Origin of the sequence: Klebsiella sp. ZJOU C1, assembly GCF_035620215.1 — a bacterium.
Classification (GTDB): Bacteria; Pseudomonadota; Gammaproteobacteria; order Enterobacterales; family Enterobacteriaceae; genus Klebsiella; species Klebsiella variicola.
Window position 1 is genome coordinate 5,077,051 of the sequence record NZ_CP141644.1, and the last position, 23,561, is coordinate 5,100,611.

The following is a 23,561-nucleotide window of genomic DNA, read 5'->3' on the forward strand; positions in this document are numbered from 1 at the left end:
ACCGATAACAGTATCTACGTTCGCACAGTTGTAGGCCCGGTAAGCGCAGCGCCACCGGGCAACACATCAATACCCCGCCGTTAAATCATCCGGCGAACGCGGATCGGAGGCGCCATACAGCATGCCGTCCGGCCCTACCATGATGCTCTGGGTACTGCCCATCGCCTCTTTCAGCGCCACTTTCTGCCCCTTCGCCTCGAGCAGCTTCAGGGTATCCGGGCTAAAGCCTTTCTCCACCCGCAGCTCATCCGGCAGCCATTGATGGTGGAAACGCGGCGCATTGGTGGCTTCCGCGACGTTCATCCCGAAATCGATGGTATTGACCACCATCTGCAGTACGGTGGTGATGATCCGACTGCCGCCCGGGCTGCCGGTCACCAGCCAGGTTTTGCCGTCTTTCACCACAATGGTCGGCGACATCGACGACAGCGGGCGTTTTTTCGGCTCCACCGCATTGGCGTCGCCGCCCACCAGACCATAGACGTTAGGCACGCCGGGCTTCGCCGAGAAATCATCCATCTGGTTATTGAGTAAAATACCGGAATCGCCGGCCACAATGCCGGTACCGAAGGTGGTATTCAGCGTATAGGTCACCGCCACCGCATTACCCTCTTTATCGACCACCGAGAAGTGGGTGGTCTGGTTGCTTTCATACGGCGCCAGCTTGCCCGGGCGGATCTGACTGGAAGGCTTCGCCTTGTTGACGTCGATCTCGGCGGCAATTTCTTTGGCATAGGCTTTGCTGGTCAGCGCCTGCCACGGCACTTTGACGAAGTCAGGATCGCCGAGATATTCAGAGCGGTCGGCATAGGCGTGTTTCTCCGCCTCCGCCATCACCTGCATAGCATCGGCGCTGCCAAAGCCATATTTCTGCATATCGAAGTTTTCGAGGATATTGAGGATCTGCACGATGTGGATCCCGCCGGAAGACGGCGGCGGCATGGAATAAACCTCATACCCGCGATATTCGCCGCTAACCGGCGTACGCTCCACGGCCTTATAGCTGGCAAGATCGGCTTTGGTGATTAGCCCGCCGTGCTTTTTCATCTCGTCAGCGATCTGGTCGGCGATGGCCCCTTTATAGAAAGCCTCCGGGCCGTGCTCGGCAATCAGCTCCAGGCTCTTACCGAGATTCTTTTGCACCAGCCGGTCGCCCTTTTTCAGCGGCTCGCCGTTCTTCCAGAAGATCGCTTTACTGTTTTCATGCTGCGGGATCACTTCGCTGCCATAGGTCTTCAGATCGTCCGCCAGCGCATCGTTAACGATAAAGCCCTCTTCTGCCAGCTTAATCGCCGGGCGGATCACTTTGTTCAGCGGCATGGTGCCGTATTTTTCCAGGGCGAGAGAGAAACCGGCGACGCTGCCTGGCGTGCCGGAGGCCAGATGCGAAGTCAGTGATTTTTTACTGTCCGGGTTGCCCTGGTCGTCAAGGAACATGTCGCGGGTGGCCTGTTCCGGCGCCATTTCGCGGAAATCGATCGCCGTGGTCTTGCCGTCTTTAGTCCGCAGCATCATAAAACCGCCGCCGCCGATATTCCCGGCCTGCGGATGCGTGACCGCCAGCGCGTAGCCAACCGCCACCGCCGCATCGACAGCGTTGCCGCCCTGGCGCAGAATATCCACGCCGACGCGGGTCGCCAGCGCGTCCACCGACGCCACCATCCCCTGCCGGGCGCGTACCGGGTGGAACACATCTTCCTCTACGCCATAAGAGACCGGCGGCGGCGGTGGCGGATTGGCGGCGACGGTGAAACTACCGCCCGCCAGCAACGCAGCGATGACCACCTGGCGCCATATTGTTGTTTTTATCATTGTCTTACTCCTGAAAGGTAGGTTTCATTCCCCGCTTAAGCCTGGTTGATAACTCCTAAAAAATCATTGTTATGGCGGATTCGAGGTACACTTAAGTGATCCCACGCACGGGAGGAGAAAACCATGAAAGCGATTCTGTTTCTGGCGGCGCTGATGCCGCTTGGCGTATTAGCCCAGCCGATCAATATTAATAACAACCCTAACCAGCCGGGTTACGTGGTGCCCAGCCAGCAGCGCATGCAAAATGAGATGAAGGTGCAGCAACAGCAGCAGCAGAGCATGCTGAAGCAGGATCTGAACAATCAGACCCGCTCGCAGCAGCAGCATTTGCAAAACCAGTTGCAGACGAATCAGCAGCGCGCGACCCAGGGCGGCAATCTCAATCCGCCGCAGCAGGTGCTACCGAACAACAACGGTGGAATGCTGCGGCAGACCAACCCGTAAAGGTCAGCCGCCGCAAATCCGTCTTAAGGGTGGAAATTCGGCCCGATGACGTCAATGGCATCGGTGCAGATGCAATCTACACCCCAGCGCAGCAGCTCGGCGGCGCGCTGGGGTTTATTGACCGTGTACACCAGAATATGCAGGCCGGCCTGTTTCAGGCTCGCCACCCGCGCCGCATCCAACAGCTTGTGATTGAGGTGAATCGACACGCAGCCCAGCCGGGTGGTCAATTCGCGCCAGTCATCGCGCCACTCATCCAGCAGCAGCCCGCGCGGCAGCTCGGGCGCGGCTTCCTGCGCCGCCTCCAGAGCATCGATTTCAAAAGAGGAGAGCAGCGGCGCGGCCATGCCTTGCCACAGATCGCGCGCAGCCAGGGCCACCACGTTGCCGGTCTGCGGCCCCAGCCCGGTGGTCGGCTTAATTTCGATATTCGCCATCATACCGTGACGGCGGCAGCGCTCCGCCACCTGAGAGAGCAACGGCAGCGGCTCGCCCTTAAATTCACGGCTGAACCAGCTGCCGGCATCGACCTTCAGCAGATCGTCCCACGCCAGCTCGCCCGCCACGCCCCAGCCGTTGCTGGTGCGTTCGAGATTATCGTCATGCAGCAGAAAGATCTGCCCGTCCTTCGACAGCTTGGCGTCAAATTCAATCATCGTGTGCCCGTAGCGGGCGCCAACGTCGATAGCCGCCAGGGTGTTCTCCGGCGCCAGTTTACCGCCGCCGCGATGGGCGACGATGTGGGGATAAGGCCAGTTACTCATGCGCGTTGTCCTGTTTCACCATCAAAGAGGTGCAGATGTTCCAAAGGCAGATGCAGCCATAGCGTGCTGCCGCCCGCCGGGCGCTGCTGATGCGGCAGTCTGACCACCAGCTTCTGCTCGCCCCAGCGCCCGTGGGCGAGGTTATCGGCACCTAAAATTTCCAGGGTATCCATCAGCAGCGGAATGCCGCCTTGCGCCTGCGAGCTTAAAATAAAGTGCTCCGGGCGGATACCGAGCGTCATTTTACGCCCGGCGTAGCGCCGATGCTCGTGATTCATCGGCAACGCCATGCCACCGGCCAGCTCGAAGCGACCGCCGTCATCGCTGATGCGCCCTTCCAGCAGGTTCATGGCCGGGCTGCCGATAAAGCTTGCCACAAAGCGGCTGGCGGGCTTCTCATACACTTCCACCGGGGTGCCGATCTGCTCGGCAACGCCTTTATTCATCACCATCACCCGCTGGGCCAGGGTCATCGCTTCGACCTGATCGTGGGTGACGTACAGCGAAGTCGTTTTCAGGCGGCGATGCAGCTGCTGCAGTTCCAGACGCATCTGCACGCGCAGCTTGGCGTCGAGATTTGACAACGGTTCGTCGAACAGGAATACCGCCGGGTCACGCACGATAGCGCGGCCCATCGCCACGCGCTGGCGCTGACCGCCGGAGAGCTCCCGCGGGCGACGCTTGAGCAGACCATCCAGCTCCAGAATACGCGCCGCCTCCTGCACCCGCTCGGCAATCAATCCCTTACCCATGCCGCGGATCTTCAGCCCCCACGCCATGTTCTCTTCCACGCTCATATGCGGATAAAGCGCATAGTTCTGGAACACCATCGCGATGCCGCGATCTTTCGGTTCCATCTCAGTCACCCGTTTGCGATCGATCCAGATATCGCCGCTGGTCACCCGCTCCAGTCCGGCAACCATCCGTAGCAGCGTTGATTTCCCGCAGCCCGACGGGCCGACCATGACGATAAATTCCCCGTCCGCCACGTCCAGCGTCAGCGGTTGAATCACCTGGGTTTTGCCATCCCAGCTTTTGCTTACTGCCTGTAGTTTTAAACCAGCCATTTTATTTCTCACTATCGACCAGGCCACGCACAAAGGCGCGCTGCATGGCTAAAACGATGACGACCGGCGGGATCAGGGTCAGCAGCATCGCCGCCATCACCTGATTCCACTGGGTAGTACCTTCGCCGGTGGCGATCATGCCTTTGATACCGGCGACGGCGGTGCCAAGATTCACATCCTGAATAATCAGCAGCGGCCACAGATATTGGTTCCAGCCGTAGATAAAGGTGATGACGAACAGCGCCGCAAGATTGGTTTTCGACAGCGGCAGCACGATGTCGCGGAAAAAACGCATCGGCGAAGCGCCATCAATACGCGCCGCTTCAATCAGTTCGTCCGGCAGGGTCATAAAGAACTGGCGGAACAGGAAGGTGGCGGTGGCCGAAGCCATCAACGGCAGCGTTAACCCGGCGTAGCTGTCGAGCATGTCGAGGTTGGCGATGACCTCCACCGTCGGGAAAATCCGCACCTCGACCGGCAGCATCAGGGTAATAAAGATCATCCAGAAGAACAGGTTACGCAGCGGAAAGCGGAACCAGACGATGGCGAACGCCGAAAGCATCGACACCACGATTTTGCCGACCGTAATGGCGAACGCCATGATGAAACTGTTGAGCATCATCAGCCAGAACGGCGCGCTGTTGACGCCGACGCCGTTCACCCAGATGGTCTTCATGTTCTCCAGCAGATGGCCGCCGGGGATCAGGGTCATCGGCGTTTCAAACACCGATTGGTTATCCAGCGTCGCCGCCACGAAGGCGACGTACAGCGGGAATAAAATGACGGCAATACCCAGAATGAGCATGGTGTGGCTGAAAATCGTCAGCCCGCGACGGTTCTCAATCATTGGTAACGCACCTTACTTTCAACGTAACGGAACTGCACCACCGTCAGAATAATGACGAGGAACATCAGCACCACCGACTGTGCGGCGGAAGCGGAAAGATCGAGTCCGGCAAAACCTTCGCGATATATTTTGTAGATTAGGGTGGTGGTGGCCTGCACCGGGCCGCCGGCGGTGGCGGCATCGATCACCGGGAAGGTGTCGAAGAAGGCGTAAACCAGGTTGACCACCAGCAGGAAGAAGCTCACCGGCGCAATCAATGGCAGCGCCAGCTTAAAGAAGCGACGAATGGGCCCGGCGCCGTCAATGGCGGCGGCCTCAACCAGCGAACGCGGGATCGACTGCAGCGCGGCGAAGAAGAACAGGAAGTTATAGCTTATCTGCTTCCATACCGAGGCGAAGACCACCAGGAACATCGCCTGGCCGCTGTTTTGCGCGTGGTTCCAGTCGTAGCCCAGCTCGCCGAGGAAATGGGTGATCAGCCCGCGCCCGGGGTTAAAAAGGAAGATCCACAGCACCGCCGCGACGGCGGGAGCCACGGCGTACGGCAGCAGCATCAGCGTTTGATAAAAGCGGCTGCCGCGCACCACATAGTCGACCAGCGCGGCAAAAAACAGCGAAACGAGCAGGCCGCTAACAGTCACCAGGGTGCTGAATTTTATAGTGGTCCAGAACGAGTCCAGATAGTACGGGTCGTGGAACAGCGCAACGAAGTTATCCAGACCGACAAACTGGCTGGAGAGACCAAACGGATCGACGCTCTGCAGCGAGTACCACAGCGCTTCGCCCGCGGGCCAGATAAAGAAAATTAACGTGATAATCAGCTGCGGCGCGACCAGCACATAGGGCAGCCAGCGCGAGCGGAATACCGGACGGGATGATGACATGAAGATTTTATTCCTGAGCAGTGCCGGATGGCGCTACGCTTATCCGGCCTACATGTACTTTGTAGGCCGGGTAAGGCGAAGCCGCCACCCGGCATTTCATATTACGATTTGGTTGCTTGCTCGAAACGGCGCAGCAGTTGATTCCCGCGCTGAACGGCGGAATCCAGCGCCTGTTGCGGGGTTTTCTTGCCGGTCCACACGCTTTCCAGCTCTTCATCGACGATAGTGCGGATTTGCGGCATGTTGCCCAGACGCAGGCCTTTGGTGAACGGCAACGGCGGCTTGTTCAGCATCTGGCGGGTGGCGATATCGGCGCCCGGGTTCTTATCATAGAAGCCCTGCTGGCGCGTCAGATCGTAGGCCGCAGTGGTGATCGGCAGATAGCCGGTTTTCTGGTGCCATTCGGCGGCGATTTCCGGTTTGGTCAGGAAGTCGAGGAACTTCGCCACGCCGGTGTAAGTCTCTTTGTCTTTACCCTGCATCACCCACAGGCTGGCCCCGCCGATGATGGCGTTCTGCGGCGCGCCTTTCACGTCGGCATCGTATGGCATCATGCCGACGCCGTAGTTGAATTTGGCATACTGACGAATATCGGCCAGCGAGCCGGATGACGCGGTAGTGATCGCGCAGTCGCCGTTATAGAACTTCTCGGTGGACTCGTCTTTACGCCCGAAGTAGCTGAAATCGCCCTTCTTGTTCATCTCTTCGAGCAGGGCGATATGCTTCACCTGCTCCGGCTTATTGAACTCCAGTACCGCATCGGTACCGTCGAAGCCGTTATTTTTCGTGGCCACCGGCAGACCATGCCAGGCGCTGAAGTTTTCAATCTGGATCCAGCCCTGCCAGCCGCTGGCGTACCCGCACTTCATCCCGGCGGCTTTCAGCTTCGCGGTATAGGCCGCCAGATCCTGCCAGGTCTTCGGCGGCTGCTCCGGATCTAAGCCGGCTTTTTTGAAGGCGTCTTTGTTGTAGTACAGCACCGGCGTAGAGCTGTTAAATGGCTGGGAGAGCAGATGGCCGGTTTTCGAATCGGTGTAATACCCGGATACCGTCGGCACGAACTGCGATTCATCAAACTTGATGCCCGCCTCGCTAAACACCTGGTACACCGGCTTAATGGCTTTTGACGCCATCATGGTGGCGGTGCCTACTTCATACACCTGCAGGATCGCCGGGGCGTTGCCGGTACGGAAAGCGGCGATACCAGCACTCAGGCTCTGTTCATAGTTGCCTTTGTATACCGGAACGATTTTGTAATCAGGATTGGCCGCGTTAAAGCGTTGCGCCAGAGAATCCACTTCTTTACCCAGCTCGCCTTCCATTGAGTGCCAGAATGGGATGGTGGTAACCGCCAGGGCCTGACCGGCAAAAGCCAGGCTCAGCGCCAGTCCTAAAGCTGTATGTCGTAACGATATCATCGGTTATCTCTCTTGTTGTGCCGGATGCGCGATTTCACGCGTTTTATGCTCGCGGGGTAACATGACATGTTCGAATTACAGAAAAATAACTTTTTTATTACAAAAAAAAGATAGTAACGGGTCAGAGAGATGACAAGCCGATGAAAGGACGGGGGAAGTAAAGTGGGAGCTGAGACACGGATAATAGTTGCGCGATCGGCTCCCGGGGTCGGCGCAAGCGCCTCGCCCGGGCTACAAACCGGCGAAGCGAACGACGCCGGGTTGCGATGAATTAACCGCCGAGATAGGCGCTGCGCACCGCCTCGTTGGCCAGCAGCGCGTCGCCGGTATCCTCCAGCACCACGTGGCCGTTCTCCAGCACGTAGCCGCGGTCGGCCAGCTTTAGCGCCTGGTTGGCGTTCTGCTCAACCAGGAAGATCGTCATCCCCTGCTCGCGCAGCTGCTCGATGGTGTCGAAAATCTGCTGAATGATAATCGGCGCCAGCCCTAATGAGGGCTCATCAAGCAGCAGCAGGCGCGGCTGGCTCATCAGAGCGCGACCGATCGCCAGCATCTGCTGCTCGCCGCCGGACATAGTGCCGGCGCGCTGAATACGGCGTTCATGCAGACGCGGGAACAGCTCATACACCCATTTGATGCGGGTCTGGAACTGATCGCGGTCGGCAAAGAAACCGCCCATCGCCAGGTTCTCTTCCACCGTCATACGCGAAAAGACGCGCCGCCCTTCCGGGACGATCGCCACCGCTTCACGCATGATTTTCGCCGTCTGCCAGTCGGTAATATCCTTACCGTCAAAGACAATGCGCCCGCTGGAAGCGCGCGGATCGCCGCACAGCGTGCCGAGCAGGGTGGTTTTCCCCGCGCCGTTGGCGCCGATCAGCGTGACGATTTCACCCTGTTTGATATGCAGGCTGACGTTGTGCAGCGCCTGAATCTTGCCGTAGTGGGCGCTGACGTTGTCAAAAGTTAACATCGCGTTTTCCATCTTATGCCTCACCAAGGTATGCGCGGATCACGTCCGGGTTATTACGAATCTCTTCCGGCGTCCCGTTGGCCAGCGGCGTCCCCTGGTTCACGACGTAGATGCGATCGGAAATGCCCATCACCAGCTTCATATCGTGTTCGATAAGCAGGATGGTGGTGTTGTGATGGTTACGCAGCTCGGCGATAAGCTCGTCCAGCTCTTTGGTCTCTTTCGGGTTCAGCCCCGCCGCCGGTTCATCGAGCATCAGAATTTCCGGCTGGGTCACCATGCAGCGGGCAATCTCCAGCCGGCGTTGGTCGCCGTAGGCCAGGTTGCTGGCCTGACGGTTGGCGTGCTCCAGCAAGCCGATACGCTCCAGCCAGGTGGCGGCCCGGTCCAGCGCTTCGCTCTGCGCCCGACGGAAGGCCGGCGTTTTCAGCAGGCCGGAGAAGAGCCCGGTTTTCAGCTGCTGATGTTGCGCCACCAGCAGGTTTTCAATCACCGTCATTTCGCGGAACAGACGCACGTGCTGGAAGGTCCGCACCACGCCCATCCGCGCAATCTGCTGGCCCGGCAGCCCTTCCAGGTGCTGGTCGCGCAGCATAATGGTGCCGCCAGTGGGCTTGTAGAAACCGGTCAGGCAGTTAAAGACGGTAGTCTTCCCGGCGCCGTTAGGGCCGATCAGCGAGACAATCTCGCGCTCTCTGAGCTCCAGCGACACATTGTTGACGGCCAGCAGGCCGCCGAAACGCATCATCAGGCCGCTGACGGATAATAATGGCTGACTCATGCCTGCTCTCCTTTCGCCTGACCGTTTTTCAGCTTCAACTGCACGCGCGTCATTGGCAGAAGCCCCTGCGGACGCCAGATCATCATCAGCACCATCAGGCCGCCGAGCATTAACATGCTGTATTCGTTGAAGTCACGCATCAGCTCGCGCGAGACCACCAGCAGAATAGCCGCGAGGATCACCGCGAACTGCGAGCCCATCCCGCCCAGCACCACGATCGCCAGCACGAAGGCCGACTCGGCGAAGGTGAAGGATTCCGGGCTGACGAAGCCCTGGCGCGCAGCGAACAGCGTCCCGGCGAAGCCAGCAAACGCGGCGCTGATGGTAAAGGCGGTCAGCTTGATGCGCGTCGGGCTCAGGCCCAGCGAACGACAGGCGATCTCATCTTCACGCAGCGCTTCCCACGCCCGCCCCAGCGGCATTCGCAGCAGGCGGTTGATGACGAACAGGCTCAGCACGACCAGCAGCAGCGCCACCAGGTAGAGGAAAATCACCCGATCGGAGGGATCGTATTTGACGCCGAAGAAATTGCTGAAGGTATCCCAGCCGCCTTCGCGGGCGGTACGGCTAAATTCAAGGCCGAAGAAAGTCGGTTTCGGGATCTGGCTGATGCCGTTCGGCCCGCCGGTGATCTCGGTATTGTTGAGCAGCAGAATACGCACAATTTCACCGAAGCCTAAGGTCACAATCGCCAGATAGTCGCCGCGCAGACGCAGCACCGGGAAGCCCAGCAGGAAGCCGGCCGCCGCGGAGACCAGGCCAGCCAGCGGCAGACAGGTCCAGAAGCCGAGACCGTAATAGTGGTTCAGCAGCGCGAAGGTATACGCGCCGATGGCGTAGAACCCGCCGTAGCCCAGCACCAGCAGGCCGGAAAGGCCGACCACCACGTTCAGCCCGAGGCCGAGGATGATATAGATCATCGTCAGGGTGGCGATATCCACCGTGCCGCGCGACACCATAAACGGCCAGGCCACGGCGATCACCAGCAGGGCTATCAGGAACAGCTTCTGCTTCACCGTTGAGCCGTCAATCGCCGGCATAATAAACTTCGGCCCGGAGACGTTCTTAACCGCTTTCTGGAACAGCGGCCGCAGCAGCTGGAAGAAAAAGACCACCGCGGTGCCGATAAAGATCCACTGCCAGCGAATATCGGCGGCGGTATCGACTACCAGCTTGGTGCCGTCCAGCTCCAGCTGCACGCCCATAAAGACGCCCGCCAGAATGAAGAACATCACGGCAGACAGCAGCGCCATTGCAATTTGCATCGGTTTCATACTTTTTCCACCTCCGGGCGGCCCAGAATGCCGGTCGGCATCACTAACAGCACCAGAATCAGCAGCGCGAAGGAAACAACGTCCTTATATTCAGTGCTGAGATAGGCAGAAGAGAGCGCCTCGGCAATACCCAGGATCAAGCCGCCGATCATTGCGCCAGGAATACTGCCGATACCGCCGAGCACGGCGGCGGTGAAGGCCTTCATCCCGGCCATAAAGCCGATATAGGGGTTAATCACGCCGTAGAACTGGCCGAGCAGCACGCCCGCCACCGCCGCCATCGCTGCGCCGATGACAAAAGTCAGGGCGATGACGCGGTCGGTGTTAATCCCGAGCAGGCTCGCCATTTTCAGGTCTTCGGCACAGGCGCGGCAGGCGCGCCCCATCCGCGAGTAGCGAATAAACAGCGTCAGGGCCAGCATGGCGATAAAGGTCACCACCCAGATCACCAGTTGCATGGTGGTGATCGTCGCGGAGAAGCTGTCGCTGTGGCCGACGATCCACTGGCCGTTAAACAGGCTTGGCAGCGCCACGTCGCGCGACCCCTGGGTCAGGCTGACGTAGTTCTGCAGGAAGATAGACATCCCGATAGCGGAGATCAGCGCAATCAGACGCTTAGAGTTACGCACCGGCCGATAGGCAACGCGCTCGATACTCCAGCCGTAGGCGCTGGCAATCACAATGGCGCCCACGAATCCGGCGGCGACCAGCAACCAGCTGGTGTCGATGCCCATCATCATCAGCGCGGCGATGATCATGAAGGAGACATAGCTGCCAATCATGTAGACCTCGCCGTGGGCGAAGTTGATCATGCCAATAATGCCGTACACCATCGTGTAGCCGATGGCGATCAGCGCGTAGGTACTGCCCAGCGTGACGCCGTTAAACATCTGCTGCAGAAAATAGAGAAACTGCTCGGACATAAGGTAACCTTTTTCAAACCGCCCGCGGTTCGCGGGCGGAGGGATAACTCGTCTTCAGCGCTTATTTCGCCGCGCTCGAAGAGCCGTCGGCGTGCCACTGGAAGACACCAAACTCAAATCCCTTCAGATCGCCTTTTTCATCCCAGGTCAGCGGCCCAATCACGGTTTTCGCCCCGTGCGCTTTCAAATCTTTGATTAAATCCAGCGGCTGCTGGCTGCCGGTTCTGTCCATCGCCTGCGCCAGCGACTGAACGGCGGCATAGGTGATCCAGACGTACGGCCCGCTCGGATCTTTCTTCTCCGCTTTCAGCGCGTTAACGATGGCGCTATTGGCAGGGTCCTGATCGTAGCGTTTTGGCATTGTCACCAGCATGCCTTCCGCCGCGGCGCCCGCGATATTGGACAGCGAGGCGTTGCCGACCCCTTCCGGCCCCATAAACACTGTTTTCAGCCCGACGGAGCGCGCCTGGCGCAGCATCTGGCCCATTTCCGGGTAGTAGCCGCCGTAGTAGACGAAGTCAATGTTCTCTTTCTTCAGGCGCGCCAGCAGGGCGGAGAAATCTTTTTCCCCCGCGGTGATGCCGTCGAAGAAGACGATATTGGCCCCGGCTTTCTTCAGGTTGTCCTGCACCGAACGCGCCAGCCCTTCGCCGTACTGCTGCTTGTCATGAATGATGGCGATACGCTGCGGTTTCACTTTCTCGACGATATATTTCGCCGCGGTCGGCCCCTGCGAGGAGTCGAGGCCGGCGGTACGCATGATGTACTGATAACCGCGCTGGGTCAGCTCCGGATTGGTCGCCCCGGGGGAGATCATCAGGATGCCTTCATCCTCATAGATGTCGGAAGCCGGCTGGGTGGAAGAGGAGCAGAGGTGGCCGATAACGTACTGAATGCCGTCGTTGACGATTTTGTTGGCCACCGCGACCGCTTGCTTCGGATCGCAGGCGTCGTCATATTCGACGGCCACCAGCTTGTCACCCTTAATACCGCCGCTGGCGTTGATGTCTTTAATCGCCTGACGCGCGCCATTGAACTCCATGTCGCCCCACTGGGCCACCGGACCCGACATCGCGCCGACCACGGCGACCTTAATATCCTTGGCCATCGCCGCGTGCGACATCGCTAATGCGACAATGCCCGCGACGATGGTTTTCGCGTTCCTTTTCATGCTGCAGAACCCCGTTCGTGATGTGGTGTAAATGTTTTGTATTTTTATGGTTAAAAAGCATTCTGTGCTTTTATTAAACAACGCCATTTTTACCATTGAGTTTAATGGTTTAGCGCAGCTTTTCACTAAAAAACAGATTAAAATCTCTATTTTTCAGTCGATTAAGCAAAGATAATATTCTGTATTTTGGTGAAGATAAACAAAAAAAAGTCCATCCTGCAGCATAAAATAACGATACATAAGGCGGAATAAAACGCTGCACATTAGGTTAAAATTCTGCTTATTTTTCGATCCATGACGGATTGCGCTACCCTGACTACATCCGGAAAACGAATCCCCTGATGTACGCGCAAAAAACAGCGCTCCGCCAGACAGCAATTTTGGGTACACTGGCGCCTCTGTTTTGCACTGGATTTGCCGCCCATGAAACTGACCATTATCCGTTTACAGCACTTCAGCGATCAGGATCGCATCGACCTGGGGAAAATCTGGCCGTCGCAGGATCTGTCGACCCTAACCCTGGACGAGAATCATCGTCTCTACGCCGCCCGCTTTAACGAACGCCTGCTGGGCGCCGTGCGCGTCACCCTGCGCGGCGTCGAAGCCGAACTCAGCGATCTGTGCGTGCGTGAAGTGACCCGCCGCCGCGGCGTCGGGCAATACTTAGTGGAAGAGACGTTGCGTGATAACCCGGCCATCAATAGCTGGCGCGTCGCCGACCAAGGGGTGGAGGACCGCGGCGTGATGGCCGCATTTATGCAGGCGCTCGGCTTTAGCGCCCAGCAGACCGGTTGGGAAAAGCATTAAGCCGTAGCCCCAATATGCGGAGCATGACCAAGGAAGAACCCGGCGGCGCTTCGCTTAGCCGGGCTACCTGGAAATTGTAGCCCCGGTAAGCGCAGCACGACCGGGGTCTGACAACACATCTGTGGCGTGAAAGGCCCCCACCCATTTAACCCAGCATTTCGCGTTGCAAAAAGGCGTCAAGACCCGAAATCCCCGGGAGCTTACATCAGTAAGTGACCGGGGTTGAGGGCCGCAGACAACGCATTTGCAGCGTGAAAGGCGCCGGTTAAATTATTTGGCGTCGGTCGCCGTACCGTTAGCATGCCAGGTAAAGACCCCGAACTCGAAGCCTTTCAGGTCGCCTTTCTGATCCCACGACAGCGGGCCCATCACGGTGTCTACCGTCGCGCCTTTCAGGTATTTAGCGATTTCCGCCGGATCGTCAGACTGATTCAGGCCCGCCTGCAGCGACTGCAGCGCCGCGTAGGTGGTCCACACGAAGGCGCCGCTCGGATCCTGTTTCTTCGCCTTGATCGCATCCACGATCGGTTTGTTCGCCGGCACCTGGTCGTAGTTCTTCGGCTTGGTCACCAGCAGGCCTTCCGCCGACTCGCCGGCGATGTTAGACAGGGAGACGTTCGCTACGCCTTCCGGGCCCATAAACTGGGTTTTCAGACCGGCAGCACGGGCCTGACGCAGGATCTGGCCCATTTCCGGGTGGTAGCCACCGTAGTAAACGAAATCGATATTCTCTTTCTTCAGGCGCGCCACCAGGGTGGAGAAATCTTTCTCACCGGCGGTGATGCCGTCGAAGAAGACCACGTTCGCCCCGCCTTTTTTCAGGCCATCCTGCACCGCACGGGCCAAACCTTCACCGTACTGCTGTTTATCATGTACCACAGCGATACGCTGCGGCTTCACTTTGTCGAGAATGTATTTCGCTGCGGTGGGTCCCTGATCGGAGTCCAGGCCGGTGGTGCGCAGGATCAGCTTATAGCCGCGCGCGGTCAGCTCCGGGGCAGTCGCTGCCGGCGTGATCATCAGAATGCCTTCGTCTTCATAGATGTCAGACGCCGGCTGAGTGGAAGAGGAGCACAGATGGCCAATAACGTACTTGATGCCGTCGTTGACCACTTTGTTGGCGACCGCTACCGCCTGTTTCGGGTCGCAAGCGTCATCATATTTGACGATCTGCAGCTTATTGCCCTTGATGCCGCCCTTAGCGTTGATATCCGCTACCGCCTGCTCGGCACCGGTAAACTCCTGGTCGCCGTACTGAGCCACCGGGCCGGACATCGCCCCGACGACCGCGATTTTGATGTCTTCCGCCAGCGCCGCGCTGCTCATAACTAAGGCAATACATCCTGCCAGTAACGCTTTACCCTTCATATTCATCCTGAGGCTCCCCATTATTATGGTTTTTGCATTTGTTGTGATGTTGTTTGTTAGCACATTATTTTGTTTATATCGATAGGAAAAGCATATGATAGCTAATCCACCGGGGGCTGCTCGCGCTTTTGCAGCACACTATGCTAAACATACCGTCATTCTGAGGAATTTGAAACGACTAAATTGCGGGCTATGTAACAGATAAGTGACAAATAAAAAAACCGCGCCAGCATGAACCGGACGCGGTGCAAAACAGGCCCTGATTACCAGCCTGCGGGCAGGTAGCCTACCGCGGACGCTATCGCGTAGACGGCGCTGCAAAGATACAACAACACAATGAAGCATTGGATAAGCGGATGGGTCATCCAGGCCGGACAGGTCCAGCCAGGGGTCAGGTCGCCACGCTGGCGGGCGCCCTTCAGCATCAGGATCGGCATAATCGATAAAATAACGCCGCTGAACACTCCGGCAAAATAGAGCGCGTTGACGAAAGAAACCATGCCGCTATAGGCCAGCACGAACGGTGGGATCGCCACCACCAGCAGCACCATCAGGCGCCGGGCGGGCTGTTCGTCATTCCCCAGGCGGAACTGATCGAAGATATTGGTCAGAAAGCTGCCGCCCAGCCCCCAGTAAGAGGTCAGCATGGCGCACAGCGCAAACAGGTTGGCCGAGAAGAACGCCCATTCGCCAAGCGCCCGGCCCCAGGAGATGGTGGCCACATCCGAGATATTGTCCAGGCCATTAAGCGAGATAACCGATAGCGGCACCAGCGCCAGCAGGGCAAAGGTCAAAGCCATACCGACCATAATGGCCCTGGGCAATTTTTCCGGTTTGTCGGCGAAGCCCCGCGCCATCTCCGGCACGATATACTGTGCCGAGAAGCAGAATGCCACGACATTGAAGACCGGAACCATATACAGCCAGTTGCCGTCGAGCAGATAGCCCACACGGGTGGTCTCTTTCAACAGCGTGGCAATCACCAGCACCGAGATCATCACCACCATGCCGATGCTGATAAATTTCTCGCCGCGGCCGATCGCCTTCAGGCCCAGGTAGAGCACCCCTGCCGCCGGGACGAAAAACAGCACGCTGCCCAGCGCCGGCGAGATGCCAAACAACGAGTGCAGCAGCTTGCCGCTGCCGGTCATATAAGCCGTCAATGCGCCGACGCTGTTGACGCAAACGGAGAGGAACATCATCAGCGCGCCAAAGGCGCCGACGTAGCGCTTCGATAAACCGCTGAGCTGCAGATGTTTACGGGTACGGAGCGTGGATTCCGCGACATAGAGCATGGTCACCGTCGTCAGGCTGCCCACCAGCACCAGCCAGAACAGCAGCGGTAAGAAGCCCGCTTTGCTCGACGCATAGGCGATAGAGAGGACACCCGCACCGATATTGGTACCGACAATCATCGATACCCCTTCGATGAAGCTCAGAGATTTTGTAGGGACAGCCGTACGTTCCCGGCCGGTGAGGACGGGAGAAAAGGTGGAGTTTTCAGACATAATACTTTCCGTTTTACTCCGGCGGTTTTTACCGCCGGAAAAAAGGTGATATCAGGGTGATAAACCACTCACGCTGAGCATGAACAGCCGGCTGCGGCGTCCTGTTTCTGTTCGGCTTCCCTGCCGCCGCAGCCCGCCGGGGAGACGTTAGCTCTTCAGGATGCGCGCCAGAATATCCAGCGCTTTCGAGAACTGGGCGTCGGGGATAGTCAACGGATACAGGAAGCGGATCACGTTGCCGTAGACGCCACAGCTCAGCAGCAGCAGGCCGTTTTCCTGCGCTTTCTGTTGCACAAGGCGGGTGAACTCCGGCGACGGCTCGCCAGTTTGCGGATCGTTAAACTCCACCGCCACCATCGACCCCCGGCCACGGACATCAACGATCGCCGGGCAGGTGGCGCGCGCCTGGTTGAGCACCTCCTGCAGATGGCTACCCAGCTGTTCAGCCCGTTGACACAGCTGCTCTTCGGCAATGACATCCAGCACCGCGTGCGCCGCGGCCACCGCCAGCGGGTTACCGGCATAGGTTCCACCCAGCCCGCCTGGGGCTGGCGCATCCATCACCTCGGCGCGACCGACAACGCCCGACAGCGGGAAGCCGCCGGCGAGGCTTTTCGCCATCGTCATCAGATCCGGTTTCACCTCATAGTGCTGCATAGCGAACAGCTTGCCGGTGCGGGCGAAACCGGTCTGCACTTCATCAGCGATCAGCAGAATACCGTGGGTATCGCACAGATCGCGCAGCGCCTGCATAAAATCGGCCGGCGCGACGTTAAAGCCGCCTTCCCCCTGGATCGGCTCGAGGATGATGGCCGCTACCTGGTCCGGCGCAATATCCGCTTTGAAAATGCGCTCCAGGCTTTTCAGCGCATCCGCGGTGGTCACGCCGTGCGCCTCATTGGGATAAACGCCGTGATACACCGATCCCGGGAACGGCCCGAAGCCGATTTTGTAGGGCGCGACCTTACCGGTGAGGGCCATGGTCATAAAGGTACGGCCGTGGAAGCCGCCGCCGAAAGTAATCAGCCCCGGGCGGCCGGTGTAAGCGCGGGCAATTTTCACTGCGTTCTCAACCGCTTCCGCGCCGGTGGTGAAGAAAGCCGTTTTTGCCGGCCCGTCAATTGGCGCCAGATCGTTGATACGTTCCGCCAGCGAAACATAACTTTCGTACGGCACAATCTGATAGGCGGTGTGGGTGAACGCCTGCAGCTGATCGGCGACCGCGGCGACCACTTTCGGATGACGGTGACCGGTATTTAACACGGCGATCCCGGCGGCGAAATCGATCACCTCATTGCCTTCGATATCCCACAGCGTGGCGTTTTCCGCCTTCTCGACAAAGTAGTTACACATTACGCCTACGCCGCGCGGCGTCGCCTGCTGGCGACGTTGATTCAGTTCTGAGCTTTTCACCTGCGAATCTCCTGTCGTGTATGTCACGTTATCGCAACAAATTAGAAACGATGTCGTTTATTTACACAGGAGTTGGCCCTATAATCGAGTACCAATTTAGAATATCTGAGGGATCCAATTGCGTTCGCTGGTAGGTGACCTGGTGCTGGTCCGTTTGCAGGAAGAGCGGGATCCTCTTCTGCACAAACGCTTATATAACGCGCTGCGCCGCGCGATCCTCGATGGTTCGCTGGCGCCGCAAAGCCGCCTGCCGCCGTCGCGCGATCTGGCGGGTGAACTCGGCGTATCAAGAAACACCATATTAACAACTTATGAACAATTACTGGCGGAAGGATATGTGGTTTCCCGCCGGGGAAGTGGAACATTCGTTGCCCAAACCGCCCCTGAGAGCTCATTGACGGCTAAAGGTCAGCAAGAAAGCAGCAGTATCGCAGAACCGACGGCGCATCTTTCACGCCGAGGCCAACATCTGCTCAGCCAGGTCAGCGCCAGCCCGCGCCAGTGGGGGGCGTTTATACCCGGCGTGCCGGACGTTAACGCCTTTCCCCATCCGCTGTTCAGTAAGATCCAGGCCCGTATCAGCCGTCGGCCCAAACCGGAGCGGCTCAGCTATAGCTGCAACGGTGGCACCCCGGAACTGCAGCAGGCGCTGGTGGATTATCTGCGCGTGTCGCGCGGCGTCCACTGTCAGGCAGATCAAATTCTTATCACCGAGGGGATCCACCAGGCGATCGATCTGGTCACCCGCATGCTGTGTGATAACGGCGATCTGGCGTGGGTGGAGGAGCCTTCCTATTGGGGGATCCGCCACGTGCTGGCGATGAACGACGTTCGGGTGGAACCCCTGACCGTCGATGCCAACGGCCTGTGCCCGCCGGAAACGGTTGACGACGCGCCGAGGCTCATCTTCGTTACGCCTTCCCACCAGTACCCGCTGGGCGCGGTGATGAGCCTTGAGCGCCGCCAGCGACTGCTGGCGCTCGCCCGTCAGCAGGGGAGCTGGATCGTCGAAGATGATTATGACAGTGAGTTTCGCTTTTCCGGCCAGCCGATCCCCGCCCTGCAGGGTCTGGTCCCCGATGCCCCGGTGGTCTATATCGGCACCTTCAGCAAAACGCTCTATCCCGGCCTGCGCCTGGGCTACGTGGTGATCCCCCGTCCGCTGGTCAGCGATCTGAAGCACGCCCATGCCGAGCTTTACCGCGGCGGCCATTCGCTGATCCAGATGGCGCTGGCGGAGTTTATTACCGCCGGCCACTATTCGGCCCATATCCGCCGTATGCGGTTGCTCTACAGCCGTCGCCGCGCCTTTTTAACTGAGCTTATCCAGCGGCACTGTATGCCGTACGCCCTGTCTGACTTCAGCGATAATGCCGGGCTGCATTTGATCCTCAATTTGCCCGCAGAGGCTGACGATGTGGCGATTGCCAAAGAGGCTAATGCGCGCCACATTCTGGTGCGGCCGCTGTCGCGCTACTACCTGACGGCGGCGCGGAAGAAAGGATTACTGATGGGATTCGCCAGCCAGCCCGAAGAGCAGATGGCGCCGGCGTTCAGCGTCTTACTCGGCTGCCTGCAGACGCACTGCCCGCAGATGCTCCTGCCCCGGGAGGACGCAGAAAAACAAAACGCCCCAACCTGAGGCGGGGCGTTATCGGGGAGCCTGATATCAGGTATCAGGCAGGCGTGGCGTATCAGGCTTCGATAGCGGCACGCAGTTTTTTCATGGCGTTCTTTTCCAGCTGACGCACACGCTCTGCGGAGACGCCGTAGCGGTCGGCCAGTTCCTGAAGCGTGGACTTGTTGTCTTCGTCCAGCCAGCGGGCGCGGATGATGTCCTGGCTACGCTCGTCCAGGCCCTGCATCGCGTCAGTCAGCTTATTCGCCGCCTGCTCTTCCCAGTTGTCGTCTTCGATGCCGTCGGCAAAGTTAGACGTTTTGTCCTGCAGATAAAGGACCGGCGCCATCGGCTGGCTGTCGGACTCATCGTCGGAAGACATGTCGAAGGTCATGTCCTGGGCCGCCATACGGGATTCCATCTCGCGGACGTCTTTGCTCGACACGCCCAGCTCACGGGCCACCATTTCCACTTCATCCTGGTTGAACCAACCCAGACGCTGTTTGGTTTTACGCAGGTTAAAGAACAGCTTACGCTGTGCTTTGGTGGTAGCGACCTTCACAATACGCCAGTTACGCAGCACGTATTCGTGAATTTCAGCTTTAATCCAGTGCACGGCGAAGGAGACCAGGCGCACACCCACTTCCGGGTTGAAGCGACGCACGGCTTTCATCAGGCCGATATTGCCTTCCTGGATCAGATCCGCCTGCGGCAGGCCATAGCCCGAGTAGTTACGAGCAATGTGAACAACAAAGCGCAGGTGAGACAGAATCAGCTTTTTAGCTGCTTCCAGATCGCCCTGGTAATGCAGCTTTTCAGCAAGCTCCCGCTCTTCATCAGCCGACAGCATCGGCCAAGTGTTAGCGGCCCGGATGTACGATTCCAGGTTACCAACGGGGGCTAAAGCTAAAGTTTGCATTTCTTTGGTCATTCAAATCCTCTCAATTGATATCTTCTGACGCGTTCTTGTCCCCATCAGGCAACAAGCATGCCAGCATTCATGAGCAACGAGAATATCACTCACATTAGTATCAGACAGTGATTTTATCCACAAGTTCCATGCAACGGTGTGAATAAATTACGCACAAAATGTGACACCACGATGAACAAGTGAGGGCAGGAAAAGGAGAACAAGCTTGCGGTATCTTTCCCTGCGAACAGGAACTCATTGCAGCAGGGAAAGATTATATCACGCTTTTTTTAATCGGGAGTAAAGTGACGTAAATGTTGCACTGTCGCCAGCCAGGCGGCGACCCACCCGATCATCGAGCAGACAATCAGCATCAACAGGCACTCGTCGAAGCCCAGGCCGCTCAGCTCAAACTGGGTGCCGAACACTTTCGCCACTTCGGTCACTGCCGACGAGAGGCGCATCACCAGAATCTCCGACAGGATCAGCGATAAAAACGCGCCGGAGAAGCCCAGCATCGCCCCGCCGTAGAGGAACGGACGCAGGATAAAGCCGTCGGTGGCGCCGATCAGCTTCTGCACGTTAATGGTATCGCGGCGGGCAAAGATGCTCAGGCGCACGCTGTTGCCGATCACCAGGAACACCGCCGCCACCATCAGCACGCCGATCATCGCCGACACGCGGCCTACCAGCCCGGTAAGCGAGGAGAGACGGGCAAACCAGCTGTCGTCCATCCGCACCTCATCCACCCCCTGGATCCGCGATACCCGCTCGCGCAGGGTATTGAGCGCTTCCGTGCTCTGGAAATCCAGCTTCGGCACCACGATGGCGACCGCTGGCAGCGGGTTCTCTTCCAGCATATCCAGTGCGCCGCCAAAGCCTGACCAGTTACGAAATTCACCCAGCGCCTCGTCACGGGACAAATAGTTTACCTTGTCGACGCCCTGCTCCGCCTGCAGCTGGCCCACCACCCGCGCCGCGGCGTCGTCATCCAGCGTTTTTTCCAGATAAACGGTGATCTGCGGCGATGGATAATACTGTGACGCCGCGCTGCTGACGTTTTTGTAGACCATGTAGCAGACGCTTGGCAGGGTCAACGAAATGGCGATGACCATCACCGTCAGGAAGGTCGCCAGCGGCGTGCTTTTGAGATCCTGCAACGCGCCGTGCCAGGCATAGCGCACCTGTTCGTTGAACACGTTACTCTTACGCGAGGCCGGGTTAGGCGCCGCTTTCGGCCGTTTTGGCGCATTGCGCCCGCCGCCGCTGCCGCCCGCCGCGTTGCGCAGGCGATCGAACTTACTGCCGAACTGGCGAATCTGGTTCATTGCGTCGCGCTTATTCACCCCGAATGCCTCCATGCAGATGGCCGTCGCTGAGCGACAGCACGCGGTACGGACGACTGGAGATAAGCCCCAGATCGTGCGTCGCCATCAGTACCGTCACCCCAACGCGGTTAAACTCTTCAAACAGACGTAAAATCCCCTCCGAGAGCGCCTCGTCGAGGTTACCGGTCGGTTCATCCGCCAGCAGCACCGCCGGCTTGTTGACCACCGCGCGGGCTATACCGACGCGCTGCTGCTCACCGCCGGAGAGCTGAATCGGAAAGTTCTTCGCTTTGTCCAGCAGGCCGACCTTGTCCAGCGCCGCCGAGACGCGGCGACGAATGTCATCGCCGCTGGCGCCGGCGATAATCAGCGGGATCGCCACGTTGTCATACACGGTACGATCCATCAGCAAATGGTGGTCCTGGAAAATCATGCCGATCTGGCGGCGCAGGAACGGCACCTCACGGCTCTTCAGGCGGCTGATTTCATGACCGCTGAAGAAAATTTTCCCGGCGCTGGGCCGTTCGATACCACAGATAAGCTTCAGCAGGGTACTCTTCCCTGCGCCGGAATGGCCGGTCAGAAACGCCATCTCGCCCGGCTGCAGGTGGAAGGTCACCCCCTGCAGCGCTTGTCTCCCACCGAGATAGGCTTTGCTGACTTGTTCAAAGCGAATCATTCTTAATCCTCTCGGGCAAAAAGTGCCTCAATAAAGTCGCCCGCATTAAACGGACGCAGATCCTCAATACGCTCGCCGACGCCAATATAGCGAATCGGAATGCCGAACTGATCGGCCACCGAGAAGATCACGCCGCCTTTGGCGGTGCCGTCCAGCTTGGTCAGGGTGATCCCGGTCAATCCTACCGCCTCATGGAACAGTTTGGCCTGGCTAATGGCATTCTGCCCGGTGCTGGCGTCAATAGTTAACATCACCTCATGCGGCGCGTCGACGTCCAGTTTTTTCATCACCCGGACAATCTTCTTCAGCTCTTCCATCAGGTGCGATTTATTCTGCAGACGCCCGGCGGTGTCGGCAATCAGTACGTCAACATGGCGCGCCTTCGCCGCCTGAATGGCGTCGAAAATCACCGAGGCGGAGTCCGCGCCGGTATGCTGGGCGATCACCGGGATATTGTTACGCTGACCCCAGACCTGCAGCTGTTCCACCGCCGCCGCGCGGAAGGTATCCCCCGCCGCCAGCATCACCGATTTACCCTGCTGCTCAAACTGACGCGCCAGCTTGCCGATGGTGGTGGTTTTCCCCACCCCGTTTACGCCGACCATCAAAATAACAAATGGCGTTTTGCCTTCTACGTTCAGCGGCTCATCCACTTTGGCGAGAATCTCGCCCATCTCTTCTTTCAGCAGGCCGTACAGCGCTTCCGCATCGCGCAGTTGCTTACGGCTGGCGCCTTCCGTCAGGTTGGTAATGATCTTGCGAGTGGTTTCCACCCCGACGTCGGCGATCAGCAGTTGCTCTTCCAGCTCTTCAAATAGATCATCGTCGATCTTCTTGCCGCGGAACAGGCTGATAAATCCGGAACCAAGATTTTCTTTGGTTTTCAGAAGGCTACGCTTGAGGCGGGCGAAAAAGCCTTCTTTCGTCGGTTTTTCCTGCTCCTGAGCCAGCGCTTCCACCGGCGCCTCGTCCTCGGGCTCCGGCACTACGACCGCCGCCTCTTCGGCCGCCTCGGCCGCCAGCGCCAGTGCTTCCAGCTCTTCATCGCTTAACGGGGCGTCCTCTTCAGGGACATCCGTCTCCTGCGGCTCGGCGATAACGTCTGCCACAGGCTGCTCTGCTACGGCTTCCGCCACCACCGGTTCGGCGATCACCTCTTCCGCCAGCGGCTCAACCACCGCAGGCTGTTCAGGCGGTTCGCTGACCGCGGGCTCCGGTTCAACAACAGGCGCGTCTCCGGTCAGAGCAGGCGTTTCCACCCCCTCTTCTTCCTGCACGCTGGCAGGCTCCGCGAGGTGCGCTTTTTCGCTTTCGACCACCGTCTCGGTCACTTCGACGACATCTTCGGCAAACGCCTCCGGGTCTGCTTTCGGCGCGCTCGGCTCAGCAGGGGTTTCCGCTACCGGCGACTCATCGGCAACCGCTTGTTGTTCTTCTACTTTTTGTTCAGTCTCGGTTTCCTGTGCCTGTTCTTTCTGTCCAAAGCCCAGCCAGGAAAAGAAGCCACGTTTTTTCTCTTTTGCCATTTGCGACCACACTCCTCGCTGTTTTATTCATGGCGCAGCTTCATCA

General features: G+C 58.5%; 21 protein-coding genes. 3 read left to right on the forward strand and 18 right to left on the reverse strand.

The window, feature by feature from the left end:
- Positions 1–66: 66 nt before the first annotated feature.
- Positions 67–1,812, reverse strand: coding sequence for a gamma-glutamyltransferase (gene ggt, locus SPE70_RS24455; RefSeq protein WP_032740286.1), 1,746 nt, complete (start codon positions 1,810–1,812; stop codon positions 67–69).
- Between the two features lie 123 nt (positions 1,813–1,935).
- Between ggt and SPE70_RS24460 the strand changes: the two genes are divergently transcribed.
- Positions 1,936–2,256: a DUF2756 family protein gene (locus SPE70_RS24460; protein WP_032740288.1), complete on the forward strand. Its 321-nt coding sequence runs from the start codon at positions 1,936–1,938 to the stop codon at positions 2,254–2,256.
- A gap of 23 nt (positions 2,257–2,279) precedes the next feature.
- Here SPE70_RS24460 and ugpQ read toward each other — a convergent pair whose 3' ends face one another.
- The 10 genes from ugpQ to livK all read right to left on the reverse strand — a co-directional run bounded on the left by ugpQ (position 2,280) and on the right by livK (position 12,358).
- Positions 2,280–3,020, reverse strand: coding sequence for a glycerophosphodiester phosphodiesterase (gene ugpQ, locus SPE70_RS24465; RefSeq protein WP_016161912.1), 741 nt, complete (start codon positions 3,018–3,020; stop codon positions 2,280–2,282).
- Positions 3,017–4,087, reverse strand: coding sequence for a sn-glycerol-3-phosphate import ATP-binding protein UgpC (locus tag SPE70_RS24470; protein WP_023323353.1), 1,071 nt, complete (start codon positions 4,085–4,087; stop codon positions 3,017–3,019). The genes ugpQ and SPE70_RS24470 overlap by 4 nt, the downstream gene beginning before the upstream one ends.
- A gap of 1 nt (position 4,088) precedes the next feature.
- Positions 4,089–4,934 (reverse strand): sn-glycerol-3-phosphate ABC transporter permease UgpE, encoded by an 846-nt coding sequence (gene ugpE, locus SPE70_RS24475; protein WP_032740290.1) that lies wholly within the window; start codon positions 4,932–4,934, stop codon positions 4,089–4,091.
- Positions 4,931–5,818 carry a sn-glycerol-3-phosphate ABC transporter permease UgpA gene (gene ugpA, locus SPE70_RS24480; RefSeq protein ID WP_012967120.1) on the reverse strand — a complete coding sequence of 296 codons (888 nt, stop codon included), beginning with the start codon at positions 5,816–5,818 and terminating at the stop codon, positions 4,931–4,933. Before ugpA ends, ugpE begins: the two co-directional genes overlap by 4 nt.
- 101 nt (positions 5,819–5,919) lie before the next feature.
- A complete protein-coding gene (gene ugpB, locus SPE70_RS24485) occupies positions 5,920–7,236 on the reverse strand; it encodes a sn-glycerol-3-phosphate ABC transporter substrate-binding protein UgpB (RefSeq protein ID WP_008806974.1) in 1,317 nt (438 codons plus the stop codon).
- Positions 7,237–7,507: 271 nt separating this feature from the next.
- Entirely contained in the window at positions 7,508–8,221 is a 714-nt protein-coding gene (livF, locus tag SPE70_RS24490) for a high-affinity branched-chain amino acid ABC transporter ATP-binding protein LivF (protein WP_004145133.1), read from the reverse strand.
- Between the two features lies 1 nt (position 8,222).
- Positions 8,223–8,990, reverse strand: a complete 768-nt coding sequence (gene livG / locus SPE70_RS24495; protein ID WP_008806972.1) for a high-affinity branched-chain amino acid ABC transporter ATP-binding protein LivG — start codon at positions 8,988–8,990, stop codon at positions 8,223–8,225.
- Positions 8,987–10,264, reverse strand: a complete 1,278-nt coding sequence (livM, locus tag SPE70_RS24500; protein ID WP_008806971.1) for a branched chain amino acid ABC transporter permease LivM — start codon at positions 10,262–10,264, stop codon at positions 8,987–8,989. Before livM ends, livG begins: the two co-directional genes overlap by 4 nt.
- On the reverse strand, positions 10,261–11,187 hold the full coding sequence (livH, locus tag SPE70_RS24505; protein ID WP_012540389.1) for a high-affinity branched-chain amino acid ABC transporter permease LivH: 927 nt from the start codon (positions 11,185–11,187) through the stop codon (positions 10,261–10,263). The genes livM and livH overlap by 4 nt, the downstream gene beginning before the upstream one ends.
- Before the next feature lie 61 nt (positions 11,188–11,248).
- The gene (gene livK, locus SPE70_RS24510; RefSeq protein ID WP_002920808.1) at positions 11,249–12,358 is read right to left on the reverse strand and encodes a high-affinity branched-chain amino acid ABC transporter substrate-binding protein LivK; all 1,110 of its coding nucleotides are present in this window, start codon (positions 12,356–12,358) and stop codon (positions 11,249–11,251) included.
- A gap of 423 nt (positions 12,359–12,781) precedes the next feature.
- On the opposite strand from livK, the gene panM reads away from it, so the two are divergent.
- The gene (gene panM, locus SPE70_RS24515; protein WP_012540387.1) at positions 12,782–13,165 is read left to right on the forward strand and encodes an aspartate 1-decarboxylase autocleavage activator PanM; all 384 of its coding nucleotides are present in this window, start codon (positions 12,782–12,784) and stop codon (positions 13,163–13,165) included.
- A gap of 270 nt (positions 13,166–13,435) precedes the next feature.
- On the opposite strand, the gene livJ is transcribed toward panM, so the two are convergent.
- The 3 genes from livJ to SPE70_RS24530 all read right to left on the reverse strand — a co-directional run bounded on the left by livJ (position 13,436) and on the right by SPE70_RS24530 (position 17,454).
- Positions 13,436–14,539, reverse strand: coding sequence for a branched chain amino acid ABC transporter substrate-binding protein LivJ (gene livJ, locus SPE70_RS24520; RefSeq protein WP_002920812.1), 1,104 nt, complete (start codon positions 14,537–14,539; stop codon positions 13,436–13,438).
- 257 nt (positions 14,540–14,796) lie between these two features.
- Entirely contained in the window at positions 14,797–16,041 is a 1,245-nt protein-coding gene (locus tag SPE70_RS24525; protein ID WP_032733893.1) for an aromatic amino acid transport family protein, read from the reverse strand.
- Positions 16,042–16,188: 147 nt separating this feature from the next.
- On the reverse strand, positions 16,189–17,454 hold the full coding sequence (locus tag SPE70_RS24530; RefSeq protein ID WP_012540384.1) for a 4-aminobutyrate--2-oxoglutarate transaminase: 1,266 nt from the start codon (positions 17,452–17,454) through the stop codon (positions 16,189–16,191).
- A gap of 118 nt (positions 17,455–17,572) precedes the next feature.
- On the opposite strand from SPE70_RS24530, the gene SPE70_RS24535 reads away from it, so the two are divergent.
- A complete protein-coding gene (locus SPE70_RS24535; protein WP_136047519.1) occupies positions 17,573–19,096 on the forward strand; it encodes a MocR-like pyridoxine biosynthesis transcription factor PdxR in 1,524 nt (507 codons plus the stop codon).
- Between the two features lie 52 nt (positions 19,097–19,148).
- Here the strand turns inward: SPE70_RS24535 and rpoH are convergent, their stop codons facing one another.
- The 4 genes from rpoH to ftsY all read right to left on the reverse strand — a co-directional run bounded on the left by rpoH (position 19,149) and on the right by ftsY (position 23,515).
- Positions 19,149–20,003 carry an RNA polymerase sigma factor RpoH gene (gene rpoH, locus SPE70_RS24540; RefSeq protein ID WP_002920815.1) on the reverse strand — a complete coding sequence of 285 codons (855 nt, stop codon included), beginning with the start codon at positions 20,001–20,003 and terminating at the stop codon, positions 19,149–19,151.
- Between the two features lie 269 nt (positions 20,004–20,272).
- A complete protein-coding gene (gene ftsX, locus SPE70_RS24545; RefSeq protein ID WP_008806965.1) occupies positions 20,273–21,328 on the reverse strand; it encodes a permease-like cell division protein FtsX in 1,056 nt (351 codons plus the stop codon).
- Positions 21,321–21,989 carry a cell division ATP-binding protein FtsE gene (ftsE, locus tag SPE70_RS24550; RefSeq protein WP_008806964.1) on the reverse strand — a complete coding sequence of 223 codons (669 nt, stop codon included), beginning with the start codon at positions 21,987–21,989 and terminating at the stop codon, positions 21,321–21,323. Before ftsE ends, ftsX begins: the two co-directional genes overlap by 8 nt.
- 2 nt (positions 21,990–21,991) lie before the next feature.
- On the reverse strand, positions 21,992–23,515 hold the full coding sequence (ftsY, locus tag SPE70_RS24555; protein WP_064170655.1) for a signal recognition particle-docking protein FtsY: 1,524 nt from the start codon (positions 23,513–23,515) through the stop codon (positions 21,992–21,994).
- Positions 23,516–23,561 lie beyond the last annotated feature (46 nt).